The following is a 21,756-nucleotide window of genomic DNA, read 5'->3' as shown; positions in this document are numbered from 1 at the left end:
GTCCATAACCTGATTTCAGGGAGGGACTGACTGCATGACCATTCGCACTTCGTTCGCCGTCCTGCTCGCCGCGACAGCGGCAATGCCGGTTTCCAGTTTTGCCCAGCAAAGCGACGCATCCGATCCGACTGCCGCTACGGCACAGGGCGATATCGCGGTGACGATCTATCAGGACGGTAATGCTCTGGTGCAGGATGTGCGGCAGCTCGATATCCGCAACGGTCGCAGCCGGATCGAATTCCCCGACGTGTCGGCGCAGATCCGGCCGGAAACCCTCAGTTTCTCTGCCGAAGGCACTGCGATCGTCGAGCAGAATTTCGATTTCGACCTGCTTACGCCCAGCAAGCTGATGGAAAAGGCGATCGGGCAGACGGTCACGCTCATCCGTACCAATCCTGCGACCGGTCAGGAAGTGCGCGAGCGTGCCGAAGTGCTGTCCACCGCCGGCGGTGTCGTGGTGCGGTTCGGAAACCGCATCGAAGTTCTGCGCGACGATGGCTTGCCGGTCCGTGTGGTTTTCGACGAGGTCCCGCCAAACCTTCGTGCGCGTCCTACGCTGTCGGTGACGCTGGAAAGCAATCGTTCGGGCCGACGGCCTGCTTCGATCCGCTATCTGACGCCGGGACTGGGCTGGGATGCGGACTACGTCGCGCTCTATGACGAGAACACCGGCGCGATCGACATGCAGGGCTGGGTGACGCTGACCAACAATACCGGCACCACCTTTCACGATGCCGATACGTTGCTCGTGGCGGGTAACCCCTCCCGCAGCGTGCAGCAGCGCACGCGGCGTGACATGGTGCGCCCCGGCACCGAAACCGCCGATCGCGAACGGCTTGGTGACTTCTATCTCTACCCGCTCGACGAGCGTACGACGATCGCCAATGCACAGACCAAGCAGGTGAGCTTTCTCGATGCGCAGGGTGTGCCTGCGCAAAAAGTCTATTCGGTCGGTGCAGGCTGGCTGCAATCGGATGACGATTTCCGCCCCGCCGCGACTGCAATCAGCTTCAGCTCGAGCCGCGATGGCGGGTTGGGCGATGCGCTGCCGGCGGGCACCGTGCGGTTCTACCAGCGCGATGCCCAAGGCAATCCGCAATATATCGGTGAGAATCGGATCGGCCACACGCCGATGGGCAGCACGCTGTCTCTGACGACGGGCGACGCCTTCGATGTGTTCATGAAGGCCGAGGTCGAGAAGCGCGAGACGATTTCGAGCGGAGAGTACGAGCGGACCGCGCGCTATCGCGTGCTCGAAGACGACGAGATCGTGCGCGAAGTCCAGGTCGATCGCGAGATCGACTATTATCGCACGACGATGCGCTACACCTTCACCAATGCCCGCCCCGAGCCGGTCACCGTGGTGATGCACCAGGTCGGTCTTGATCGATATTGGTGGGCGCGCGATTTCCGCGTCGTGTCGGAAGATGTCGAGGGCGAGCAGGTCAATGCCGACCGGCGCGTCTATCGCGTAACAGTGCCGGCCAATGGAGAGCGAGTCATGCGCGTAACCTACGAGACCAAGTTCTAGGGGACGCGCCGTGCGGCTCCCCCCTCCCATCGGCACGGTCTGCATTGCGGCGGCGATAGCGTCGGCGTTTGCGCCTTCAGTCCACGCGCAGGGCCGCGAGGTGATCGAGGCGTCCGAGCCGACCGACGTCGCCGTGACCGTCTATCGCGATCCGAATCGTCGCATCGGGCAGACGATGAACCGGCGTTTCCCCCAGGGCTTCGCGATGATCTCCGAGACGCGGACCGTCACCCTGTCACCCGGCGAATCGCGCATCCGTTTCTTGGGCGTATCAGAAGGAATGATTGCGGTTTCGGCAATTGTCACCGGGCTGCCCGGTGGCACGATCGAAAAGAACCGCAATGCTGATCTGTTGAGCCCGGCCGCGCTGGTCGACGGCACTCTGGGCAATCGCGTGACGATCACCCGCACCAATCCTGGCACGGGGCGTGCGGAAAGCGAGCAGGCAATCGTCCGCACCCGCGCCGATGGCGGTTTGGTTCTCGAAACGCAGACGGGATACGAAGCGGTGCGTTGTTCGGGGCTTCCCGAAAAGCTCACCTTCGACCGCGTGCCCGATGGCCTCTCCGCAAAGCCGGTGTTCTCGATCGACACGCGCGATCCGCGGGGTGGGACCTATGAGATCACCCTCACATACCTTTCCTGGGGATTCGACTGGGAAGCGAGCTATGTCGCCAGTGTCGACGAGGCTGGCGATCAGGAAAACCTGCGCTTCGGTCTCACCAGTTGGCTTACGATCCTCAATGACAACGGCCAGAGCTTTGAACGCGCCGAGTTGATGGCGGTGGCCGGAAAGCTCAATGTCGTCAGCGATTTCCGTCGCCTGGCGTCGCCCCCGCGCGGCAAGCCGCTCCGGTTGGAGTGCTACCCGATCGGGAGCACCGCAGCGGGATCGCCGATCCCGCGATACGAGGATGAATTGGCGGATCGCGCGATCGTGGTCACCGGCTCACGGGTCAGCCGGGAAGATGCCTATGCAATGGCTGCGCCTGCGCCGCCCCCGCCGCCACCGCCGCCGCCGCCTCCGCCCGTGGCCGGCGAGGAGAACCTTGGCGATCTCAAGCTCTACCGCGTGCCGTTCGAAGTCGATGTGAAGGCGAAAAGCCTCAAACAGGTCGCCTTCCTGCGCGAAGAGGAGATCGACGGGCGTATCGCCTACGAAGTCGAATGCTCGCCGTGGATGTGGCGCGAACAACCGGCGCAATCGGCGGCCATGCAACTCGAGACGGTCAACGACAAGGCGAGCGGACTGGGCGTGGCCTTGCCGACAGGCCAAATCATGATCTTCGAGCGTGGCCCCGACGGAGAATTGCTCGTCGGTCAGCAGACCTTGCGCGACTACGCATCGGGGCAGGACGTCGATATCGAGATCGGAGCAAGCCCGCAGGTTTTCGCGCTGTGTGCGTCCAAGGGGGCAATGGATCCCGGGCGCAAGGAGGCGGGCTGGACGACGATGGAAGCGACGCTGACCAACGCCAATCCCTTCGCAGTGACGGTGCGGATCAAACTGGGTTCTCCCTCGCAGTGGCTGTTTGACGGTGTCCCCGAGACGATCGAGGACGGCCAGCGAGTCGTCGAGATTGTCGTGCCGGCCAACGCGGCGAAAGCTGCCGATTGGCGTGTACGGCCCGTTGCCCAATAAAAGGTAGGGTGGCGCAAGCCAGACTTTTCCTCGGTTTTCCGCAGAATCCAACAAAATTCTGTTCTGCTCTTGTTCTCATGGAACAAAATGGGTACACAGGTTCTCGTTGAAGGAATTGGAACGACCCTAGCGAACCGACGGAGGCCGTGTCATGGCAGGTACGAATTTGAAGCTCGTGGAAAAGGAAACCAACGTGGACCGTCAAAAGGCGCTCGACGCCGCTCTCGCCCAGATCGACCGTGCCTTCGGCAAGGGGTCGGCGATGAAGCTCGGCTCGCGCGAGGCGATGAATGTCGAATCGATTTCCACCGGATCGCTCGGCCTCGATATCGCGCTCGGCATCGGCGGCCTGCCCAAGGGCCGCGTGATCGAAGTTTACGGGCCCGAAAGCTCGGGCAAGACGACGCTGGCGCTGCATGTCATCGCCGAAGCGCAGAAGAACGGTGGAACCGCCGCTTTCGTCGATGCCGAACACGCGCTCGATCCCGTCTATGCCAAGAAGCTGGGCGTCGACATCGACGAACTGATCGTGTCGCAGCCCGATACCGGCGAACAGGCGCTCGAGATCACCGATACGCTGGTGCGCTCTAACGCGATCGACGTTCTGGTGGTCGATTCGGTCGCAGCTCTGGTGCCCCGCGCCGAGATCGAAGGCGAGATGGGCGATAGCCATGTCGGCTTGCAGGCCCGACTGATGAGCCAGAGCCTGCGCAAGCTCACGGGTTCGATCAACCGCTCCAAGTGCATGGTGATCTTCATCAACCAGCTGCGCATGAAGATCGGCGTGATGTACGGCAATCCGGAAACCACCACCGGCGGCAACGCGCTCAAGTTCTACGCATCCGTTCGCCTCGACATCCGCCGCACCGGACAGATCAAGCAACGCGATGAAGTGGTCGGCAACTCCACCCGCGTGAAGGTGGTCAAGAACAAGGTCGCGCCGCCGTTCAAGCAGGTCGAATTCGACATCATGTATGGCGAGGGTATTTCCAAGATCGGCGAAATCCTCGATCTCGGGGTAAAAGCCGGCATCGTCGAGAAATCGGGCGCCTGGTTCTCGTATGACAGTATTCGCATCGGCCAGGGCCGTGAGAACGCCAAGGATTTCCTCAAGGAAAATCCCGAAGTCTGCGCGAAGCTCGAAGCCGCGATCCGCGGCAAGGAAGATGAAGTCGCCGAAGAAATGATGACCGGTCCCGACGCGGAGGATGACGACGCGAAATAATCCGGTCGCGTTCCGATCATCAAGGCTAACGGCCGGCGTAGCATGTGCTGCGCCGGCCGTTTTAATTGGTTGCGCCACGCCATCTTGTCAGCCGTGCGTATTGCGCTACCCATGAGGTATGACAAACGGAGCCGATTGGTCGGGCAGGGTTGGTGCAAGCTGGGCGGAGAACCACGCGGCAACCGATCGTGCACTCGCTGGACTTACCGAGGAATTGCTGCACGACATCAGCAGACTGCCCGGTCGACGGATCGTCGATATCGGTTGCGGAGCGGGTGAATTGTCGGTTGCGCTCGGGCGGGAGCGCGATCCGGCCCAGGTGCTCGGGCTCGATATATCAAGCGACCTCGTGGCCGTTGCACGCGAGCGCGGTGCAAACCATCCCAATGTCGAATTCCGCGTTGCCGACGCATCGGATTGGCGCGCGGGCGAATTCGTGCCTGACCTCATCGTATCGCGGCATGGCGTGATGTTCTTTTCCGACCCGGTCGCGGCCTTCACCAATCTGCATCGCGGGGCGATTGAAAACGCGGCGCTGTGTTTCAGTTGCTTCCGTGAGCCCGATCTCAACCCCTGGGCCAGCGAAGCCGGTGCGCTGTTCGGGCGGTCCCAGCAAGGCGCACTTTCGGAGCCGGGGCCTTTCGCATTTGCCGACCGACTCGCGGTGGCCGCCGTGCTCGCCGCTGCCGGATGGCGCGATGTCACGCATCGCGAGGTCGATTTCGCCTTCGTTGCCGGAGCCGGTGAACGAGCGGTGGAAGACGCCACCAGATTCTTCACCCGGATCGGCCCTGCCGCGCGCGCGATTGCCCAGTGCGAAGGGGCTGACCGCGCGGCGGCGATGATGCGATTGCGCGACTGGGTGGCGAGCAAGGCCGAAGGCGATATCGTAGCGCTGCCGGCGGCCGCCTGGGTCGTTACGGCCAAGGCCTGATCGCTCCTCTGGGCAAAGCTATCGCCTATCTGCTTGCCGCTTGGGCATACGCATTCTAACTGGCACCCATGCACTCGACCAACGAAATCCGGCAGTCCTTCCTCGACTATTTCGCGCAGGCCGATCACGCGGTGCGTCCGTCCGCGCCGCTCGTGCCGTACAACGATCCCACGCTGATGTTCGTGAATGCGGGCATGGTGCAGTTCAAGAACGTGTTCACCGGTCTGGAGACTCCACCTGCGCCGCGCGCGACGTCGGCGCAGAAATGCGTGCGCGCCGGCGGCAAGCACAACGATCTCGACAATGTCGGCTACACCGCGCGGCACCACACTTTTTTCGAGATGCTCGGCAATTTCTCGTTCGGCGACTATTTCAAGGAACAGGCGATCGAGCATGCCTGGACGTTGCTGACCAAGGAATGGGGCCTCGCCAAGGACCGTCTGACCGTCACCGTCTATCACACCGATGACGAGGCGCGCTCGCTGTGGCGACGGATTTCGGGCCTTCCTGACGAGCGCATCATCGATATCGCCACGAAGGACAATTTCTGGGCGATGGGCGAAGATGGACCCTGCGGCCCGTGTTCGGAAATTTTCTGGGATCACGGCGACCACATTTTCGGTGGCCCTCCGGGATCGCCCGACGAGGACGGCGATCGCTTCGTGGAGATCTGGAACCTCGTGTTCATGCAGTTTCTTCAGTCGGGCGGCGAGATCGACGGCGCTTTGCCGAGCCCCTCGATCGACACCGGCATGGGGATCGAGCGGATCGCTGCCGTGATGCAAGGCGTGCACGACAATTACGATACCGACACGTTCAAGGCCCTGATCGGCGCCTCCGAGAGCCTGACCGGAGTGAAAGCCGACGGCGATCAGCAGGCAAGCCATCGCGTCATTGCCGATCACCTGCGCTCGACGAGTTTCCTTATTGCCGACGGCGTGCTGCCGTCGAATGAAGGGCGGGGCTACGTGCTGCGCCGGATCATGCGCCGCGCCATGCGGCATGCGCACCTGCTGGGGGCAAGCGAGCCGCTGATGCACCGCCTGCTACCCGCGCTCGTCACCGAGATGGGCCAGGCCTATCCCGAATTGCCTCGCGCGCAGGCGCTGATCGCCGAAACACTCGAGCGCGAGGAAACGCAATTCCGCAAAACGCTCGACAAGGGTTTGAAACTCCTCGACGAAGCCACCACCGAACTGGGCGAGGGCGACGAGTTGCCGGGCGAAACGGCGTTCAAGCTCTACGACACCTATGGCTTCCCTTATGACCTCACGGAAGATGCGCTGCGTTCGCGCGACATCGGTGTGGACCGCGCGGGCTTCGAAAGCGCGATGGAACGCCAGAAAGACGCAGCGCGCGCTGCGTGGAAGGGCTCGGGCCAGGCTGCAGACAGCGAAGTGTGGTTCGACATCGCCGAGCGCGATGGGGCGACTGAATTCACCGGTTATTCCGCCACTGTGGGCGAGGGCCAGGTCGTGGCGATCGTCAAGGACGGTGTCGAGGTGGAGGGGGCCGCGATGGGTGACGAGGTCATTATCCTCACGAACCAGACGCCGTTCTACGGCGAAAGCGGCGGCCAGACCGGCGATGCGGGAAGTGTTACGTCGGCTCGGGGGCTGAAGGCAGAGGTCGAAGCCACCAGCAAACCGCTCGGCCGGCTCCATGCCCATCATGCCGTCATTCGTGAGGGCGAGGTCGCGAAGGGTGATGAAGTGCGGCTCGAAGTCGATGGTGAGCGGCGCGATGCGATCCGCGCGAATCATTCTGCCACGCACTTGGTACACGCCGCCTTGCGCAATCGCCTGGGCGATCACATCACGCAAAAGGGATCGCTTGTTTCGCCCGACCGCTTCCGGTTCGACTTCTCGCACCCCAAGCCGTTGACCGACGAAGAAATCGCCGATGTGGAAGCCGAAGTGAACGCCGAGATCCGGCACAACGAAGCGGTCGGTACGCGGTTGATGAGCACCGACGAGGCGGTCGAGGCGGGTGCTCTGGCGCTGTTCGGCGAGAAATACGGCGACGAAGTGCGCGTGTTGTCGATGGGCCGGTCGGATTGGCAGGGCTCGGGCCGCAACTATTCGGTCGAGCTGTGCGGCGGCACGCACGTCGATGCGACGGGCGACATCGGCCTGTTTCGTATCGTGTCCGAAGGCGCGGTCAGTTCGGGAGTCCGCCGGATCGAAGCGCTGACAGGCGAGGCTGCACGCCAGTGGTTGGTGCGGCGCGAGGAAGCGCTCAAGACGATTGCATCGACGCTCAAAACTGCGCCGGACGAGGTCGAAGCGCGCGTTGCCGCGCTGGTCGACGAACGCAAGACACTCGAACGCGAACTTGCCGATGCCAAGCGCGAACTCGCCCTTTCGGGCGGTGGTGCCAAAGCCGATGCACCGGTCGATGAAGAGATCGCCGGGGTGGCATTCAGTGGCAAGGTGATCGAGGGATTGAACCCGAAGGAATTGCGACCGCTTCTCGATGGCGAAAAGGCGCGGCTCGGATCAGGGATTGCGGCTGTTGTCGCGGTCAATGATGGCCGGGCGGCGTTCGCCGTTGCAGTCACCGACGATTTGGCAGAGCGTTTCGATGCAGTCGCGCTCGTTCGCGCAGGCGTAGAAAAGCTTGGTGGCAAGGGCGGCGGCGGCCGCGCCGATATGGCGCAAGGCGGTGGGCCCGATGGCGGAAAAGCCGCCGAAGCGCTCGACGCGGTGCGTCAGGCGATCGGCGGCTAAACATGTTACAATTAACGGTCGTCAGGTTCGATTGCGGCTCTTGTCGCCAATCGCGCTTTGCGAGCCAGCAGGGATGTCCTTCCCGCCACTATTGGCGGGCTTGTCGGCATCGCGGCTCGGCGGTTCGACCGTCGATTGAGGATCGGCCACGTTCTGTGGCTTGAACTTCTCGTCGTTCGGCGTCGGTTTGGTCGGGTCTTTCTGTCCGGACATGTTTCTCTCCTTTGCCTTACCAACGGGCGGGGACAGGATTAGGTCCGTGTTTCACTCCGATTGCAGGGTGCTTGAACGTAGCTTCGGCTTCGTTTCGAGTTCGCCCTCGCGCATGATCTGCTCGCGCAGTTCGTCCCGCTTTTCATGGATCGAGGCGATGACGGGTCCCATCGCGACACCCAGGTCGACAAGCACCGCCTCGGACAGTTGAAGCGAACTTTCGAGCGTCTCGGGCACGGCATGGCTCGCCCCCGCCTTGTACAGCAGGATCGAATGCTCTTCGTCTCGCGCACGGGCGATGATCGGCAGTTGCGGGTGATCCTTGCGGAATTTGCGCACCATCCGCTGCGCCAGGACCGGTTCGTCCATGGTGAGGATCAGCGCTGGTGCGCGATCGATTCCCAACCGGTCGAGCGCATCGCCGCGGATCGCATCGGCGAACACGGCCGCATACCCGTTGGCGCGCGCTGCGGCGATCACGTCGGCATCGGCATCGATCGCCACATAGGGCTGATCGTGCGTCCTGAGCATGTCGGCGACGAGCCGCCCGACGCGGCCGAAACCGACAATGATCGTGCGCGGAGCATCGTCGTCAACCGCGCCTGGCAGCCGATCGAGCGATTCGGGCGTTTCGATTCGTCGTGCCACGACCCGGCCGAGCCTTGCCAGGAGGGGCGTGATCGTGAGGCCTATGGCGCAAACGACCTGCCAGAATTGTGCCGTGCCGGGCTGGATAAGCTGCGCACTCGTGGCAGCCGCGAGAACGATCAGCGTGGTTTCCGACGGGCTGGCCATCAGGATGCCGGTCTCCGCCGCGGTGCTACGGCGCGCGCCCATGGTCCGCAGGAGCAGGCCCGTGAGCACCGCCTTGAAAGTGAGGACCAGGACGACGGCGATTAGCACGGCGCCGATGATCTCGCCGAGCACACGTAAGTCGATGCCCATGCCGATGGTCAGCAGGAAGATGCCCAGCGCAAGGCCCTTGAAGGGCTCGGTGATGCTTTCGACCTCCCCATGATACTCGGTTTCGGCGATCAGAATGCCGGCGATGAGTGCACCGACGATAGGGGAGAGCCCCACCGCCGCAGTCGCGAGAGCCGACGCGATCACCACCAGGAGAGTGGCGGCGAGGAAGTTTTCTGGCAGTTTGGTGCGTGCCGCTTGCGCGAAGAGTCGTGGCAGCAGGAACCGCCCGCCAACCATGAGCACCGCGATCATGGCTGCGCCCTGCCACAGCAGGGTGACCACCGAGGCGCCGTCTTCTGCCGCCGCAGCCGGTCCGAGAACGCCGAGCAGGAAGATGATCGGGACGAGCGCGATATCCTCGAACAAAAGCATCGACAACGCGGCGCGGCCCACCGGCGTTTTCGTGCCGGCGATGGGGAGGCACAGGGCTGTGGACGACATCGCCAGGGCGAGGCCCAGCGCGATCGCGCCGCTCCAATATTGTCCGATCATTGCCAGCGCAGCGGCCATGATCCCGCCACCGATCAACAGTTCGAGCGAACCGAGGCCGAACACCAGCTTGCGCAAGGCCCATAGGCGAGCGAACGAAAGTTCGAGCCCGATCGAGAACAGCAACAGGATGATGCCCAGCTCGGCAAATGGTTCGAGCCGGTCCGGGTCGGATATGGTGACGAAATCGAGCCATTTCGTGTCGAAGGCCAGCGCACCGAGCCCGTAGGGGCCGACGAGGACGCCCACCAGAATGAACCCGATCACCGGTGAAACGCGCAACCGCGAGAAGACCGGAATCACGATTCCGGCCGCGCCGAGGATCACCAGCGCGTCATTCAGGGCGGGGGAGGCGAAATTGGCTTCGGCCATAATCATGGACGTATTCGGGGATCGCGCTAATGTCACGATCATGTTGCACGAACGCGTGGATGTTTTGGTAACCGGCGGCGGCCCAGCGGGCATGATGGCCGGATTGTTGCTGGCGCGAGCCGGCGTGCGAGTGACAGTCATCGAGAAGCACGCCGATTTCCTGCGCGATTTTCGCGGCGATACCGTGCACCCGTCGACGCTGGCACTGTTTGAACAGCTTGGCTTCCTCGACGATGTGTTGAAGCTCGAGCGCGGGCATATCGAGCAAGTCTCGCTTCGTGTGGCGGACAGCACACTGACGCTCGCCGATTTTCGCCACCTGTCCGTACCTGCGCCGTTCATCGCGATGATGCCGCAATGGGATCTGCTCGACCTGCTGGCGCGGCGCGCGGCAGGTTATCCCGGTTTCGAACTGCGGATGGAGACCGAGGCCGTCGGTGTCACAACCGATGCCGACGGCCGTATTTCCGGCGTCGAACTCGCCGATGGCGGGCGGATCGAAGCAAAGCTGACCATCGCGGCCGACGGGCGTCGCTCGATCCTGCGCGATGCGGCCGAGCTACCGCTGGAGACGCTGGGGGCACCGATGGACGTTCTCTGGTTCCGCCTGACGAAACCCGATGCGTTGGACGACGGCGAAACGTTCGGCAGCGTCGCTGCTGGCCGGATGCTGATCCTGATCGATCGCGGCGATTACTACCAATGCGCGTTCCTGGTGCCGAAGGGCGGATCCGACGCCGTGCGATCCGACAGCCTGGAGATGTTCCGGCGTGGAATTGTCGATCTTGTGCCCGAGCTCGAACCCTCGGTGTCCGCATTGGAGAGCTGGGACGAGGTCAAGACGCTCGAAGTATCGCTCGACCGGCTCACACGCTGGCATCGTCCCGGGCTATTGGCGATAGGGGACGCCGCGCACGCGATGAGCCCCATCGGTGGGGTGGGTATCAATGTGGCGGTACAGGACGCCGTAGCGATGGCGAATATCCTTGCGGCACCGCTTGCGCGCGGAGACAATGCCGATCCGCTCCTCGAAAACGTGCAGGCAGCGCGCTGGCGCTCTGTCGTAAGGATGCAACGAATGCAGAAGCTCGCGCAGGATCGCGTGATCGAACCCGTGCTCGAGCGTACGGCGCCGATCCGCAGGCCGGCCTTTCCGCTGCGCTTGCTCGATGCGGTGCCTCTGCTCCGGCGCGTTCCGGGCCGGGTGATCGGCATGGGGTTCGACCCTCAGCGGATCGAGAGCCCCGATGCATTTGCCGGGAAGGCTGCCTGACGCCTAACCCCCGCCGGGGCCGGTCGGGCCGAGCGGTTCGCGCCGCGGACGCGGTTTTCCTGGATGCTTGCCGTCCTCGTCCCATTCGATTCGATAAAGGTCGAAGCGGCGGTCGGCGAGGTTGCGGACCGTGCCTTCGGCGCGCGCCCAGCTGAGATCGGCAAGGTTGATGTCGCTGATCGTCAGGGTCTCGACATTCTCGGTCGCCTCGGCCGCAATGCCGTCACGCGCGAACGGAAAGTCGCACGGCGTCAGGATGCAGCTTTGCGCATACTGTATGTCCATGTTCGCAACGTTCGGCAGATTGCCCACATTGCCGCTGAGGACGACGAAGCACTGGTTCTCGATCGCACGGGCCTGACCACAATAGCGCACACGCAGATAGCCTTGGCGGCTGTCAGTGCAGAAAGGTACGAAGATGATCCGCGCACCTTCGTCGGCCAGGCGGCGCGATAGCTCGGGGAATTCGCTGTCGTAGCAGATTTGGACGCCGATCGGGCCGCAATCGGTCTGGATCACCTCCACGCTGTCGCCGCCCTTGATGTTCCACCAATAGCGCTCGTTGGGGGTAGGGTGAATCTTCTCTTGGGCATGGACCGATCCGTCGCGCAGGCAGACATAGGCGATGTTGTGGATGTCGCCATCGTCCATGCGCGTGGGGTGCGATCCGGCGATGATGTTGATGTTGTACTTCATCGCCATATCGGAAATGTCGCTGCGCAGGCGCGGCGTGTATTCGGACAGCCGTTCGATCGCCTCGACGGGAGAGAGTTCCTTTTCCTCGAAGCTCAACAGCATCAGCGTGAAAAGCTCGGGAAACAGGATGAAGTCGCTCTCGTAATCGCTTGCGACATCGACGAAATATTTCACCGTACGCAAAAATTCGTCGTAATCGGCGACAGCACGTGCCTGCAGCTGACAGGTCGCCACGCGCACCGATTCCACCCCGCGCGGCAGGCGCATCTTCACGGGCTGATCGCGCTCGACATAGGGGTTGCGCCACACCATCATTACGGCGTTGGCGGCCGATGCCTTGTCCTCGGGCAGGTAGTTTTCCATCACGCGCTCAGGTTCGAACCCGTTGGCGAGCTGGAAGCGGAGGACCGGATCGTGCAGCTTACCGGCGACGACCTGGTCGAGATAATCCTGCGGACTGTCGACCTTGCGCCGGTTGCGCCGATAATGTGGCATCCGCCCGGCGAACACGATCCCTGTCAGGTCGCGATCTTCTGCGAGAGCACGACGTTCCTCGTAAAGCCGGCGGCCGATGCGCACGCCGCGGACCTTGGGGTCCACGCACATCTCGTAGCCATAAAGCCAGTCGCCGGTCGGATCGTGGCGGCTGCCATAGCCGTTGCCGGTGATCTCGTCCCAATCATGCGGCTGAAAGGCGAGCGCCTCGGCCAGCTGCATGGTGGCGCAATAGCCAACCACTTCCTCATCGAGCAGCGCAACGAAGCATCCCTCGGGAAAATTGTTGATCTGTCCGCGGATTTCACCGTGCGTGTAGGCGGGCATGTCCTCGTAGACGCGCCGGACAAGGTCCGCGATGCCCCGGATATCCTTGATCCGCGCATTGCGAACTTCGAGGCGTTTCTGGCCGAATTTCTCGGCGCCCTTACGGCGGGTCGTACGTTTTTTTGCCGGTTGCTTGGCCATCGAGTCTCTCGTCTTGTCATTGCGCAGGCGCGCGCGGTCGCTTGCGCTGTCCATGCTGCAAGCCTGCTTCAAAAGCAAAGGGCGCGGTGCCCGCAGACGCCGCGCCCTTGATCCTGTCTCCGCTCGCAAGAACGGAGCGAGCCTGGGTCAGCCCAAGTTGGCCATTTCGGCCTCGAGGTTCGTGACGATCGCTTCGAAGAACTGTTCGGTCGTCATCCAGTTCTGGTCCGGGCCGATCAGCAGCGCCAAATCCTTCGTCATGTTGCCCTTTTCGACCGTCTCGATGCAAACGCGCTCGAGCGTTTCGGCGAACTTCACGACATCGGGCGTGTTGTCGAACTTGCCGCGATACATGAGGCCGCGCGTCCAGGCGAAGATGCTGGCGATCGGGTTGGTGCTGGTCGCCTTGCCTTCTTGGTGCTGGCGATAGTGACGGGTCACGGTGCCGTGCGCTGCTTCGGCTTCCACGGTCTTGCCATCGGGCGTCATCAGGACCGAGGTCATCAGGCCGAGCGAGCCGAAGCCCTGGGCCACGGTGTCCGACTGAACGTCGCCGTCGTAGTTCTTACAAGCCCAGACGAACTTGCCGTTCCACTTGAGTGCGGATGCGACCATGTCGTCGATCAGGCGGTGTTCGTAGGTGATGCCGGCTTCGGCGAACTTGTCCTTGAATTCGTTGTCGAACACTTCCTGGAACAGGTCCTTGAAGCGGCCGTCATACTTCTTGAGGATGGTGTTCTTGGTCGAAAGATAGACCGGCCATCCACGGTCGAGGCCGTAGTTCATCGAGGCGCGGGCAAAATCGCGGATCGAATCGTCGAGGTTGTACATTGCCATCGCGACGCCGCTCGATTCGAACTCGAACACGTCGATGTCGATCGTCTCGCCGTCTTCGCCGTCGAAGACGAGGCGCAGCTTGCCCGGGCCCGGGATCAGCGTGTCCTTGGCGCGATACTGGTCGCCAAAGGCGTGACGGCCGACGACGATCGGATCGGTCCAGCCCGGCACCAGGCGCGGCACGTTGTCGATCACGATCGGTTCGCGGAAGACAACGCCACCGAGGATATTGCGGATCGTGCCGTTCGGGCTGACCCACATCTTCTTGAGGCTGAATTCCTCGACGCGGGCTTCGTCAGGGGTGATGGTGGCGCATTTGACGCCAACGCCATGTTCCTTGATCGCATTCGCGGCATCGACAGTGATCTGGTCGTCGGTTTCGTCGCGGCTCTGGATTGAGAGATCGTAATACTTCAGGTCGACGTCGAGATAGGGGAGGATGAGGCGTTCGCGGATCCATTCCCAGATGATCTTCGTCATCTCGTCGCCATCGAGTTCGACGATCGGGTTCGCTACCTTGATCTTGGCCATTTTGATCCTGTCTGTCTGGAGTTTGTTTTCGGTTGCGCGCCTCTTAGCAGAGGGCGTGGCACACGCAAGGTGACCACCGTTGGACTGGCCCCGCATACGAGGCCTCCCATCGAGACTGGACAGCGCGACCGTCCGTCGGCACACCCGTTAATCGAACGATTAAACCGTGGGAGATGCAGATTATGTCCGAAGAAGTGCTGGTCGAAAAAGCCGATGGCGTGATGGTGGTCACGATCAACCGTCCGGATGCGAAGAACGCCATGAACAAATCCGCCGCCGAAGCGATCAGCGCGGCGATGGATGATCTCGAGGCCGATGGCGACGTTGCGGTCGGTATCCTGACGGGTGCAGGCGGGACGTTCTGTTCCGGCATGGACCTCAAGGGCTTTCTCAAGGGCGAATCGCCCTTTGTCGAAAACCGTGGCTTCGGCGGGCTGAGCCAGTGGACGCCCAAGAAGCCGCTGATTGCGGCAGTCGATGGCTATGCGCTCGCCGGCGGTATGGAACTCGCACTCAGCTGCGATCTGATCGTCGCCAACGACAAGGCGCAGTTCGGCATTCCGGAGGCCAAGCGCGGGCTTGCGGCCGCCGCCGGAGGGCTGATCAAATTGCCGCGCCAGATGCCGTGGCGGATCGCGATGGAACTCGCGCTGACGGGGGATTTCATCAGCGCGGCACGCGCCTACGAGCTCGGTTTCATCAACCGGGTGAGCGATGGCCCGTCGCTCGACGCAGCCAAGGAGCTGGCGGCGAAGATCGCAGCCAACGGCCCGCTGGCGCTCGCGGCATCGAAGGGCGTGATCCGCGATTCGCACACCTGGACCGACGAAGAGATGTGGACCAAGCAGCAGCAATACGTCGCCCCGGTCTTCGTCAGCGAGGACGCGCGCGAAGGCGCGGCCGCCTTTGCCGAGAAGCGCAAACCCGAATGGAAGGGTAAATAGGCCTGAAACGAAAAACCCCGCCACGAGGGCGGGGTTCTGGCTTCGATGGTGGGCGTAGGAAGGATTGAACTTCCGACCCCTACGATGTCAACATAGTGCTCTACCACTGAGCTATACGCCCACACCATCGAGCGGCCCCGCTTAGCGGGGAGGCGGCCATTTAGCGAGCGGGCGCGAGCATCGCAAGGCCCAAAACGTCAACCGTTGGCCTTTTTGGAATCTTCGAACAGTCTCTCGACCTCGAGAACGAGGTCGCGAAGGTGGAACGGCTTGGACAGCAGCTTGGCCTGCGGCGCCTCCTTTGCGGCCTTCAGCGTGACCGCGGCGAAACCGGTAATGAACATCACCTTGGTGCGCGGACTGACTTCTGCACAGCGCTGGGCGAGTTCGATCCCGTCCATTTCGGGCATGACGATATCCGACAGGAGAAGGTCGAAAGGCTCGTTTTCAAGCAAAGGCAGTGCGTCGGTTCCCCGATCGACAGACACCACTTCATATCCCGCTTTTTCGAGTGCGCGATGAAGATAGGCGCGCATGGCTTCTTCGTCTTCGGCCAGGAGGATCCGGATATCGGGCATTAAGGGTCTTTCATAAGCTTTTGCGCGCGCCGAGGCGATGTATGGCTCTTCATAGGCAGGCCAACGTAAAAAAAGCCAGTGCCGTCATGGTTGCCAAAGTTTGACTGTCCCCGTGCGGGACGCCAAGTTCGCAGCCGATGACGCGTGCAAGCATCAGGAACGGCGGAAATATTCCGGGTCTCGGCGAACCCGCGTTCACCATGAATGCCGGAGAACAGGCCAACCTGCCGGTGCTCGTCGCCGTCCCGCATGGCGGGCGTGCATATCCGCCCGATCTTCTGGCGATAATGCGGCATCCCGATTTCGCCACCCGGCGGCTAGAGGACCGTCATATAGACGCGATCGGTATCCAGGTCGCCGAACGGGTCGGTGCGGGCTTGCTCGTGGCCCGGGCACCGCGTGCGATGCTCGATCTCAACCGCGCTGAAGACGATATCGACTGGGGTATGGTGAAGGGCGCCAAACCCTCGGGACGGAGCGCTGTGCGTCCAGGGTATCGGGCGCAAGGTGGCCTCGGGCTGGTACCGCGACGCTTGCAGGGTTTGGGGGAAGTCTGGCGCGGTGCAATCGGGGCGGACGCAATCGAGCAGCGTATCGCTCAGGTCCACCGGCCTTATCACGAAGCGCTCGCCCAGGAGTTGCAGGCTATTCGACGTCGCTGGGGCGCGGCGCTGTTACTGGATCTGCATTCGATGCCGCCACTCCCATCCAATGGGCGCTGGCCGCCAGCGCGTTTCGTTCTCGGTGACCGGTTCGGTATGTCATGCGATGCGACGATTCCCGCCGCGGGCTTCGCTTGTTTCGCGCGCGACGGCGCGCGGGTGGCTCACAACCGACCCTATGCTGGCGGCTATGTCCTCGAACGCCACGGGGCCCCGGGGCGCGGGATCCATGCGCTCCAGCTCGAAGTGGATCGCAGCATCTATCTCGACGCCGCACTCGATGAATTGCAGGAAGATGTGGAGCCGCTGGTCGCGCGCCTTTCCGATCTGGTGCGCGCGCTGGCCGAAAATGTCTCTCAGCTTGGCAATGGTCGAGGCGACCTCCGCGAAGCTGCCGAATGAAAGAAAAAGGCCACCCCGCGAGGGGATGCGGGATGGCCAGGTTCAGGGAGGAGATGCACCACGCGGTGCATCGGCCGGGCCGGCGAAGAGGGGGGAAGCCGACCGGGCCATCCCTCAAATAGGAACGGCGCGGGCAGCGTCAAGGCCACCCGCGCCGTCGCATCTTTTGTGGCAGTGAATTATTTCTTGTTGGCGGGTTCGGTACCCTTGAGCGCTTTGGGATCGACATCCGTTGCGGCTTCCGGGCTCACCGGGCCTTTGCCCATCTGAGCCTGCTTCGCAAAGATGTCCCTGACCAGCGAAAGCGACATCAGGTGGGCATAGATCAGCGGCAGCAGGCCGTTCTGGTTCCACTCCTTCAGCACGTCGCCATCCACTTCGCGCAGCTTGCTTTCATCGATCATGCCGAAACCGCGATAAACGAAAGGCTTCTCGTTGCCGGGCTGCTCGATCGAGACCTCGCCATCCATCAGCAGGCCATGCTTCTGGAATTCCTCGACCGCCAGCTTCGTGCGCTGCCCGGCCTGGTCGAACTGTTCGCAGAATTCGAGGGTACGCTGGATCGCGTCAGCAGGCTTATCGCCATCGAACAGCGGTTGTCCCTCGTCGAACTCACCCAGCAGACCCGAGGTCGGATCGAAGCACAGCGAAAGCTCGGTGGCTTCGGGCGACAGGCGGGTCAGCATGAACGGATAGCGACGGACATAGGCAGGCACATAGGTCAGACCGTCGACACGGCCTTCATCGTCAAAATAGACGTTCACACCTTCGTTGAGGCCCATCAGGCCGAGCGGGATAGGATTGTCTCCCGTCGAGAAAACGATCGGCATGAAGCGCTGGGCGAGCGGGAATTCGTCGATCGTCAGCGGGATCGCGTTCTGGTTCGACATCCAAGGCAGAGCGTCGGTTTGCTTCGCTTTCCAGTTCGCATGGTCGCGGCTGTTGAGCGGCATCAGGTCGTTATAGAACAGGGGAAGGCTGGCTTGCGGCGCGCTGGCCATGATCGTCTCTCCGGGTCGGAAAATGGAATGTGCTTCGTGCGAGGAACCTCGCAATAATGGGCGCGGGCTTTAGTGGGGATGCGTGCCTTTCGCAAGCGCGACGAGTTTGCCCGGATTGAACCGTTCGTCAGGATCGAGCGCAGCCTTTACCCGTCGCAACAGGTCGAGCCGGGCCGGATCCGCCAAGCGCGCGAGTTGGCCCACCTTGGCCTGCCCGATCCCGTGTTCGGCCGATATCGATCCACCCCACTGCGTCACGAGTTGGTAAACCCGGGCGCTGACCCGGGCACCGTCGCTCTCGACCCAAGCCTTGTCCGCTCCCTCGGGTGCGAGGACATGCAAGTGGATATTGCCATCACCGAGATGACCAAACCCAACGACGCGCGTGCCCGGAAATTCACGCTCGATCACCGGACCGACCTTTGCGATAAACGCGGGCATGCGTGCTTCCGGCACCGAAATGTCGTGCTGGACCGCCGGGCCGCGGGCCTTTTCAGCCGGAGAGATATTTTCGCGCAGGTCCCAGAATGCTGCGGCCTGGGCCTCGTTGGCGGCGAGTACGGCGTCACGGCCAAGTCTGTCCTCGATCGCTTCTGCAAGCAGGTTTTCCAGTCCGCTGCGCAGCGCCGGGACATCGGCGATATCTTCGGCAACCAGTTCGATCAGCGCGTTCCAGGGGTGGGCATCGGCAAGCGGACGGCGGGCGTCCGGTATATGATCGATTAGCACGTCTAGGCACTGAGCAGGCAGCACCTCGAACCCTTCGAGCGCACCGGAAAAGCGATCGCGGCAGCGCAGCAGCAACGCCCGTGCGGATTCAAGACTGTCTGTGCCTACCCAACCGACCACCCGGTCGGCGATCGCAGGCACAAGGCGAAGTGTGACGCCGGTGACGATGCCGAGCGTGCCTTCGGAACCGATGAACAGCTGCTTCAGGTCGAAACCTCGATTGTCCTTTTTCAGAGGATCGAGGTCGGAGAACACGTCGCCTTGCGGCGTGACCGCTTCGACGCCGAGAACCAAGGCACGCATCGTGCCGTGGCGTAGAACCTGTGTGCCGCCGGCATTGGTCGAGACGAGCCCGCCCAGTGTGGCCGAGCCCTTGCCGCCAAGGGTGAGTGGAAAGCGTAGGCCTTCGGTTGCGACCGCCTCATGCAGGGTCTGCAGCACGACGCCCGCGTCACACGTAACCCTCCGATCCGCGTGGTCAAATGCGCGAATGCTGTTCATCCGCCGAAGCGACAAAAGCAGTGCCGTGCCGCTTGTATCGGGCGTCGCGCCGCCGCACATTCCGCTATTCCCGCCTTGCGGGACAATCGCGACATCGTGTTCGCGGGCCAACCTGACCAGTGCTACGACCTCTTCGGTCGAACCGGGCGAGGCAAGCGCGAGCGCACGTCCTGTGTAGCGTCCGCGCCAGTCGGTGAGCCAGGGTTCGAGCAGTTCGGGGTCGTCGGTCAGCCCCTTCTCGCCGAGAATGGAAGAAGCGGCATCGAGAAAGTTCGAACTGTTGCGCATTTGCACCTTTTCACATGAACAGGTGCGCAAATGCCAGAACGAATTTCGCTCGTCAGGGCCCTCACTGCCTTGACCGTGGGGTAAAATTAAGCCCCTATTCAAGCACTGTGGTCAATAGCGGTGTCCAACGCCTGCTGGACGATCGCGTCTGGCCGATGCAGATCAATTGTGCGGGGATCGTACGTCTTTTTCATGCTTGGCCTAGCTACCCAAATCGGTACGCTCATCCTTGCGCTTGCTGCCCCTGCGGACAGCGAGGTGGGAGAGAAGGCGGACGAGGCGATTGTCCGCTCGGGACCCGTTTCATTTGCGCCGGACCGGGCCGACAGCGATTTTACATCGTATTATCAGGCGCGTGTGGAGGGGCGGGTGACCATCCGTATCACGCCCCGCCGCGGCGGTCGCACGCTGTCCAGCCTTCCGTCCGCGCCCATGAGCCGCGAGATGCGCTCGGTGCCGATCTCGAGCTGCCTTCCGCTGAGCCAGCTTGCCGGCGTCCAGGTCGCGCGCAACAACACGCTCTTGCTCTATCTGCATGACCGGCGAGTGGTGATGGCGAACCTCGATCGTTCTTGCCGTGCACGCGATTTCTATTCGGGGTTCTACATCTCGCCGCCCGAAGATGGTCGGCTGTGCGTGGATCGCGATTTGCTGCAATCGCGCACCGGAGCGAAATGCAAGGTATCGAGCTGGCGAGGGCTCGAGCTGGCGCGAGACTGAGTATCAGCGACTCGCCGACCTTGCTTTTTTACGCCTTTTCGCCCTAAGGGCGCGGCGACGCGGATGCGCATGGGCGCGACTGTCGTAACAGGAATATCTTGAACCTATGAAATTTGCCGATCTCGGCCTTTCCGACGAACTCATGCGCGCTATCGACGATGCGGGCTATGAAAGCCCCACGCCGATTCAGGCCGAGGCAATCCCGCAAGTGCAGATGATGCGCGATTTGATTGCGGTCGCCCAGACGGGGACGGGCAAGACGGCCAGTTTCGTCCTCCCGATGATCGATATCCTCGCGAGCGGTCGCCGACGCGCCCGCATGCCGCGTTCGCTCATCCTCGAACCGACCCGCGAACTCGCCGCTCAGGTGGCAGAGAACTTCGAGAAATACGGCAAGAATCACGACCTCAAGCTCGCCCTGCTGATTGGCGGTGTGCAGATGGGCGACCAGGTCAAGGCGCTCGACGAGGGCGTCGACGTGCTGATCGCGACGCCTGGCCGATTGATGGACCTGTTCCAGCGCGGCAAGATCCTGCTCACCGGCTGCGAATTGCTGGTGATCGACGAAGCCGACCGCATGCTCGACATGGGCTTCATCCCCGACATCGAGGAAATCTGCTCGAAGCTGCCGGAAAACCGTCAGACGCTGCTGTTCAGCGCGACGATGCCGGGCCCGATCAAGAAGCTCGCCGACAAGTTCCTGTCGAACCCGAAGCATATCCAGGTCGCGCGACCGGCTTCGACCAATCAGAACATCCAGCAATACAAGGTGTTCTGCACCAACCGCCAAAAGCGCGAGGCGCTGCGCTATTTCCTGAACAATGACGATGTGCAGACCGCCATCGTCTTTGCCAATCGCAAGACGACGGTACGCGATCTGGCCAAGGAACTGGAGCGTGCGGGATTTTCTGCAGGGCAGATCCAGGGCGATATGGATCAGGCCTCGCGGAACAAGGAACTCGAACGCTTCAAATCGGGCGATATCACTGTGCTGGTGGCATCCGATGTCGCCGCGCGTGGGCTCGACGTGAAGGATGTCAGCCACGTCTTCAATTACGACACGCCGTGGCATCCCGACGATTACGTTCACCGCGTTGGCCGGACCGGTCGTGCGGGTGCGAAAGGCCGAGCCTTCACCTTCGTGACGCCCGAAGACGCCGAAGCAATCGAGAACGTCGAGAAGCTGACCAACCAGAAGATCGAAACCTTCAAGGTCAGCGGCGGCGGTAAGAAGACCGAGGCGGATGAGACGTCACCCGATGAGCCGCGCGAGGAAAAGCCGAAGCGCAAGCCCAAGGCGAAGCGGGACGAAAAGCCGAAGCGCGAGGAAAAGGCCCCGCAAGACGACTCGCCCGAGCGTGATTCCAAGCCGAAACGCGCCGCCAAGCGGAATGACAGCGACGACAAGCCGAAATCCTCGCGCAAGCGCAGGGACGATCGCGATCCGCCGTCGAAGCCCGGCGAGTGGGAAGGCCCGATGCCGGGGTTCCTCAACAACTCGGCGACATAAACGCCTGAAGGGCAGGCGGC

The 21,756-nt window shown here is 62.4% G+C and carries 17 protein-coding genes and 1 tRNA gene; 10 read left to right on the top strand and 8 right to left on the bottom strand.

Features of this window, described 5'->3' with window-relative positions; translation table 11 throughout:
- Nucleotides 1-34 precede the first annotated feature (34 nt).
- The 5 genes from GRI68_RS06390 (at nucleotide 35) to alaS (ending at nucleotide 8,061) form a co-directional block, all read left to right on the top strand.
- Nucleotides 35-1,531 carry a DUF4139 domain-containing protein gene (locus GRI68_RS06390; RefSeq protein ID WP_160616473.1) on the top strand — a complete coding sequence of 499 codons (1,497 nt, stop codon included), beginning with the start codon at nucleotides 35-37 and terminating at the stop codon, nucleotides 1,529-1,531.
- A 10-nt stretch (nucleotides 1,532-1,541) separates the two neighbouring features.
- Nucleotides 1,542-3,173 (top strand): DUF4139 domain-containing protein, encoded by a 1,632-nt coding sequence (locus GRI68_RS06385; protein ID WP_160616472.1) that lies wholly within the window; start codon nucleotides 1,542-1,544, stop codon nucleotides 3,171-3,173.
- Between the two features lie 151 nt (nucleotides 3,174-3,324).
- On the top strand, nucleotides 3,325-4,398 hold the full coding sequence (gene recA / locus GRI68_RS06380; protein WP_160616471.1) for a recombinase RecA: 1,074 nt from the start codon (nucleotides 3,325-3,327) through the stop codon (nucleotides 4,396-4,398).
- A gap of 118 nt (nucleotides 4,399-4,516) precedes the next feature.
- On the top strand, nucleotides 4,517-5,332 hold the full coding sequence (locus tag GRI68_RS06375) for a class I SAM-dependent methyltransferase (RefSeq protein WP_160616470.1): 816 nt from the start codon (nucleotides 4,517-4,519) through the stop codon (nucleotides 5,330-5,332).
- Between the two features lie 68 nt (nucleotides 5,333-5,400).
- Nucleotides 5,401-8,061, top strand: coding sequence for an alanine--tRNA ligase (alaS, locus tag GRI68_RS06370; RefSeq protein ID WP_160616469.1), 2,661 nt, complete (start codon nucleotides 5,401-5,403; stop codon nucleotides 8,059-8,061).
- A gap of 21 nt (nucleotides 8,062-8,082) precedes the next feature.
- Here alaS and GRI68_RS06365 read toward each other — a convergent pair whose 3' ends face one another.
- Both GRI68_RS06365 and GRI68_RS06360 read right to left on the bottom strand, forming a co-directional pair.
- Nucleotides 8,083-8,274 (bottom strand): hypothetical protein, encoded by a 192-nt coding sequence (locus GRI68_RS06365; RefSeq protein ID WP_160616468.1) that lies wholly within the window; start codon nucleotides 8,272-8,274, stop codon nucleotides 8,083-8,085.
- Nucleotides 8,275-8,325: 51 nt separating this feature from the next.
- Nucleotides 8,326-10,101: a cation:proton antiporter domain-containing protein gene (locus GRI68_RS06360; RefSeq protein ID WP_160616467.1), complete on the bottom strand. Its 1,776-nt coding sequence runs from the start codon at nucleotides 10,099-10,101 to the stop codon at nucleotides 8,326-8,328.
- A 4-nt stretch (nucleotides 10,102-10,105) separates the two neighbouring features.
- Here GRI68_RS06360 and GRI68_RS06355 point away from each other — a divergent pair, with 4 nt between their 5' ends.
- Nucleotides 10,106-11,374 (top strand): FAD-dependent oxidoreductase, encoded by a 1,269-nt coding sequence (locus tag GRI68_RS06355; protein ID WP_234028727.1) that lies wholly within the window; start codon nucleotides 10,106-10,108, stop codon nucleotides 11,372-11,374.
- A gap of 3 nt (nucleotides 11,375-11,377) precedes the next feature.
- Here the strand turns inward: GRI68_RS06355 and GRI68_RS06350 are convergent, their stop codons facing one another.
- Together GRI68_RS06350 and GRI68_RS06345 are read right to left on the bottom strand one after the other, a co-directional pair.
- Entirely contained in the window at nucleotides 11,378-13,033 is a 1,656-nt protein-coding gene (locus GRI68_RS06350; protein ID WP_160617871.1) for a carbon-nitrogen hydrolase family protein, read from the bottom strand.
- 147 nt (nucleotides 13,034-13,180) lie between these two features.
- Nucleotides 13,181-14,401, bottom strand: a complete 1,221-nt coding sequence (locus GRI68_RS06345) for an NADP-dependent isocitrate dehydrogenase (RefSeq protein ID WP_160616466.1) — start codon at nucleotides 14,399-14,401, stop codon at nucleotides 13,181-13,183.
- A 182-nt stretch (nucleotides 14,402-14,583) separates the two neighbouring features.
- Between GRI68_RS06345 and GRI68_RS06340 the strand changes: the two genes are divergently transcribed.
- A complete protein-coding gene (locus tag GRI68_RS06340; protein WP_160616465.1) occupies nucleotides 14,584-15,345 on the top strand; it encodes a crotonase/enoyl-CoA hydratase family protein in 762 nt (253 codons plus the stop codon).
- A gap of 46 nt (nucleotides 15,346-15,391) precedes the next feature.
- On the opposite strand, the gene GRI68_RS06335 is transcribed toward GRI68_RS06340, so the two are convergent.
- A tRNA-Val gene (locus GRI68_RS06335) sits at nucleotides 15,392-15,466 on the bottom strand.
- A 76-nt stretch (nucleotides 15,467-15,542) separates the two neighbouring features.
- Nucleotides 15,543-15,923 carry a cell cycle two-component system response regulator CpdR gene (gene cpdR, locus GRI68_RS06330; protein ID WP_160616464.1) on the bottom strand — a complete coding sequence of 127 codons (381 nt, stop codon included), beginning with the start codon at nucleotides 15,921-15,923 and terminating at the stop codon, nucleotides 15,543-15,545.
- 137 nt (nucleotides 15,924-16,060) lie between these two features.
- On the opposite strand from cpdR, the gene GRI68_RS06325 reads away from it, so the two are divergent.
- On the top strand, nucleotides 16,061-16,987 hold the full coding sequence (locus GRI68_RS06325; RefSeq protein WP_160616463.1) for an N-formylglutamate amidohydrolase: 927 nt from the start codon (nucleotides 16,061-16,063) through the stop codon (nucleotides 16,985-16,987).
- Between the two features lie 179 nt (nucleotides 16,988-17,166).
- Here GRI68_RS06325 and GRI68_RS06320 read toward each other — a convergent pair whose 3' ends face one another.
- Together GRI68_RS06320 and GRI68_RS06315 are read right to left on the bottom strand one after the other, a co-directional pair.
- Nucleotides 17,167-17,988, bottom strand: a complete 822-nt coding sequence (locus tag GRI68_RS06320; protein ID WP_160616462.1) for a SapC family protein — start codon at nucleotides 17,986-17,988, stop codon at nucleotides 17,167-17,169.
- A 69-nt stretch (nucleotides 17,989-18,057) separates the two neighbouring features.
- Entirely contained in the window at nucleotides 18,058-19,506 is a 1,449-nt protein-coding gene (locus tag GRI68_RS06315) for an FAD-binding oxidoreductase (protein WP_160616461.1), read from the bottom strand.
- Nucleotides 19,507-19,875: 369 nt separating this feature from the next.
- On the opposite strand from GRI68_RS06315, the gene GRI68_RS06310 reads away from it, so the two are divergent.
- Nucleotides 19,876-20,226 (top strand): hypothetical protein, encoded by a 351-nt coding sequence (locus GRI68_RS06310; protein ID WP_160616460.1) that lies wholly within the window; start codon nucleotides 19,876-19,878, stop codon nucleotides 20,224-20,226.
- Between the two features lie 106 nt (nucleotides 20,227-20,332).
- Nucleotides 20,333-21,736: a DEAD/DEAH box helicase gene (locus GRI68_RS06305; protein WP_160616459.1), complete on the top strand. Its 1,404-nt coding sequence runs from the start codon at nucleotides 20,333-20,335 to the stop codon at nucleotides 21,734-21,736.
- The last annotated feature ends 20 nt before the right edge of the window (nucleotides 21,737-21,756 follow it).

It is taken from the genome of Alteriqipengyuania halimionae (assembly GCF_009827575.1).
GTDB lineage: Bacteria > Pseudomonadota > Alphaproteobacteria > Sphingomonadales > Sphingomonadaceae > Alteriqipengyuania_A > Alteriqipengyuania_A halimionae.
The sequence above is the reverse complement of the archived record's forward strand: the minus strand, read 5'-3'. Positions and strand labels throughout refer to the sequence as shown.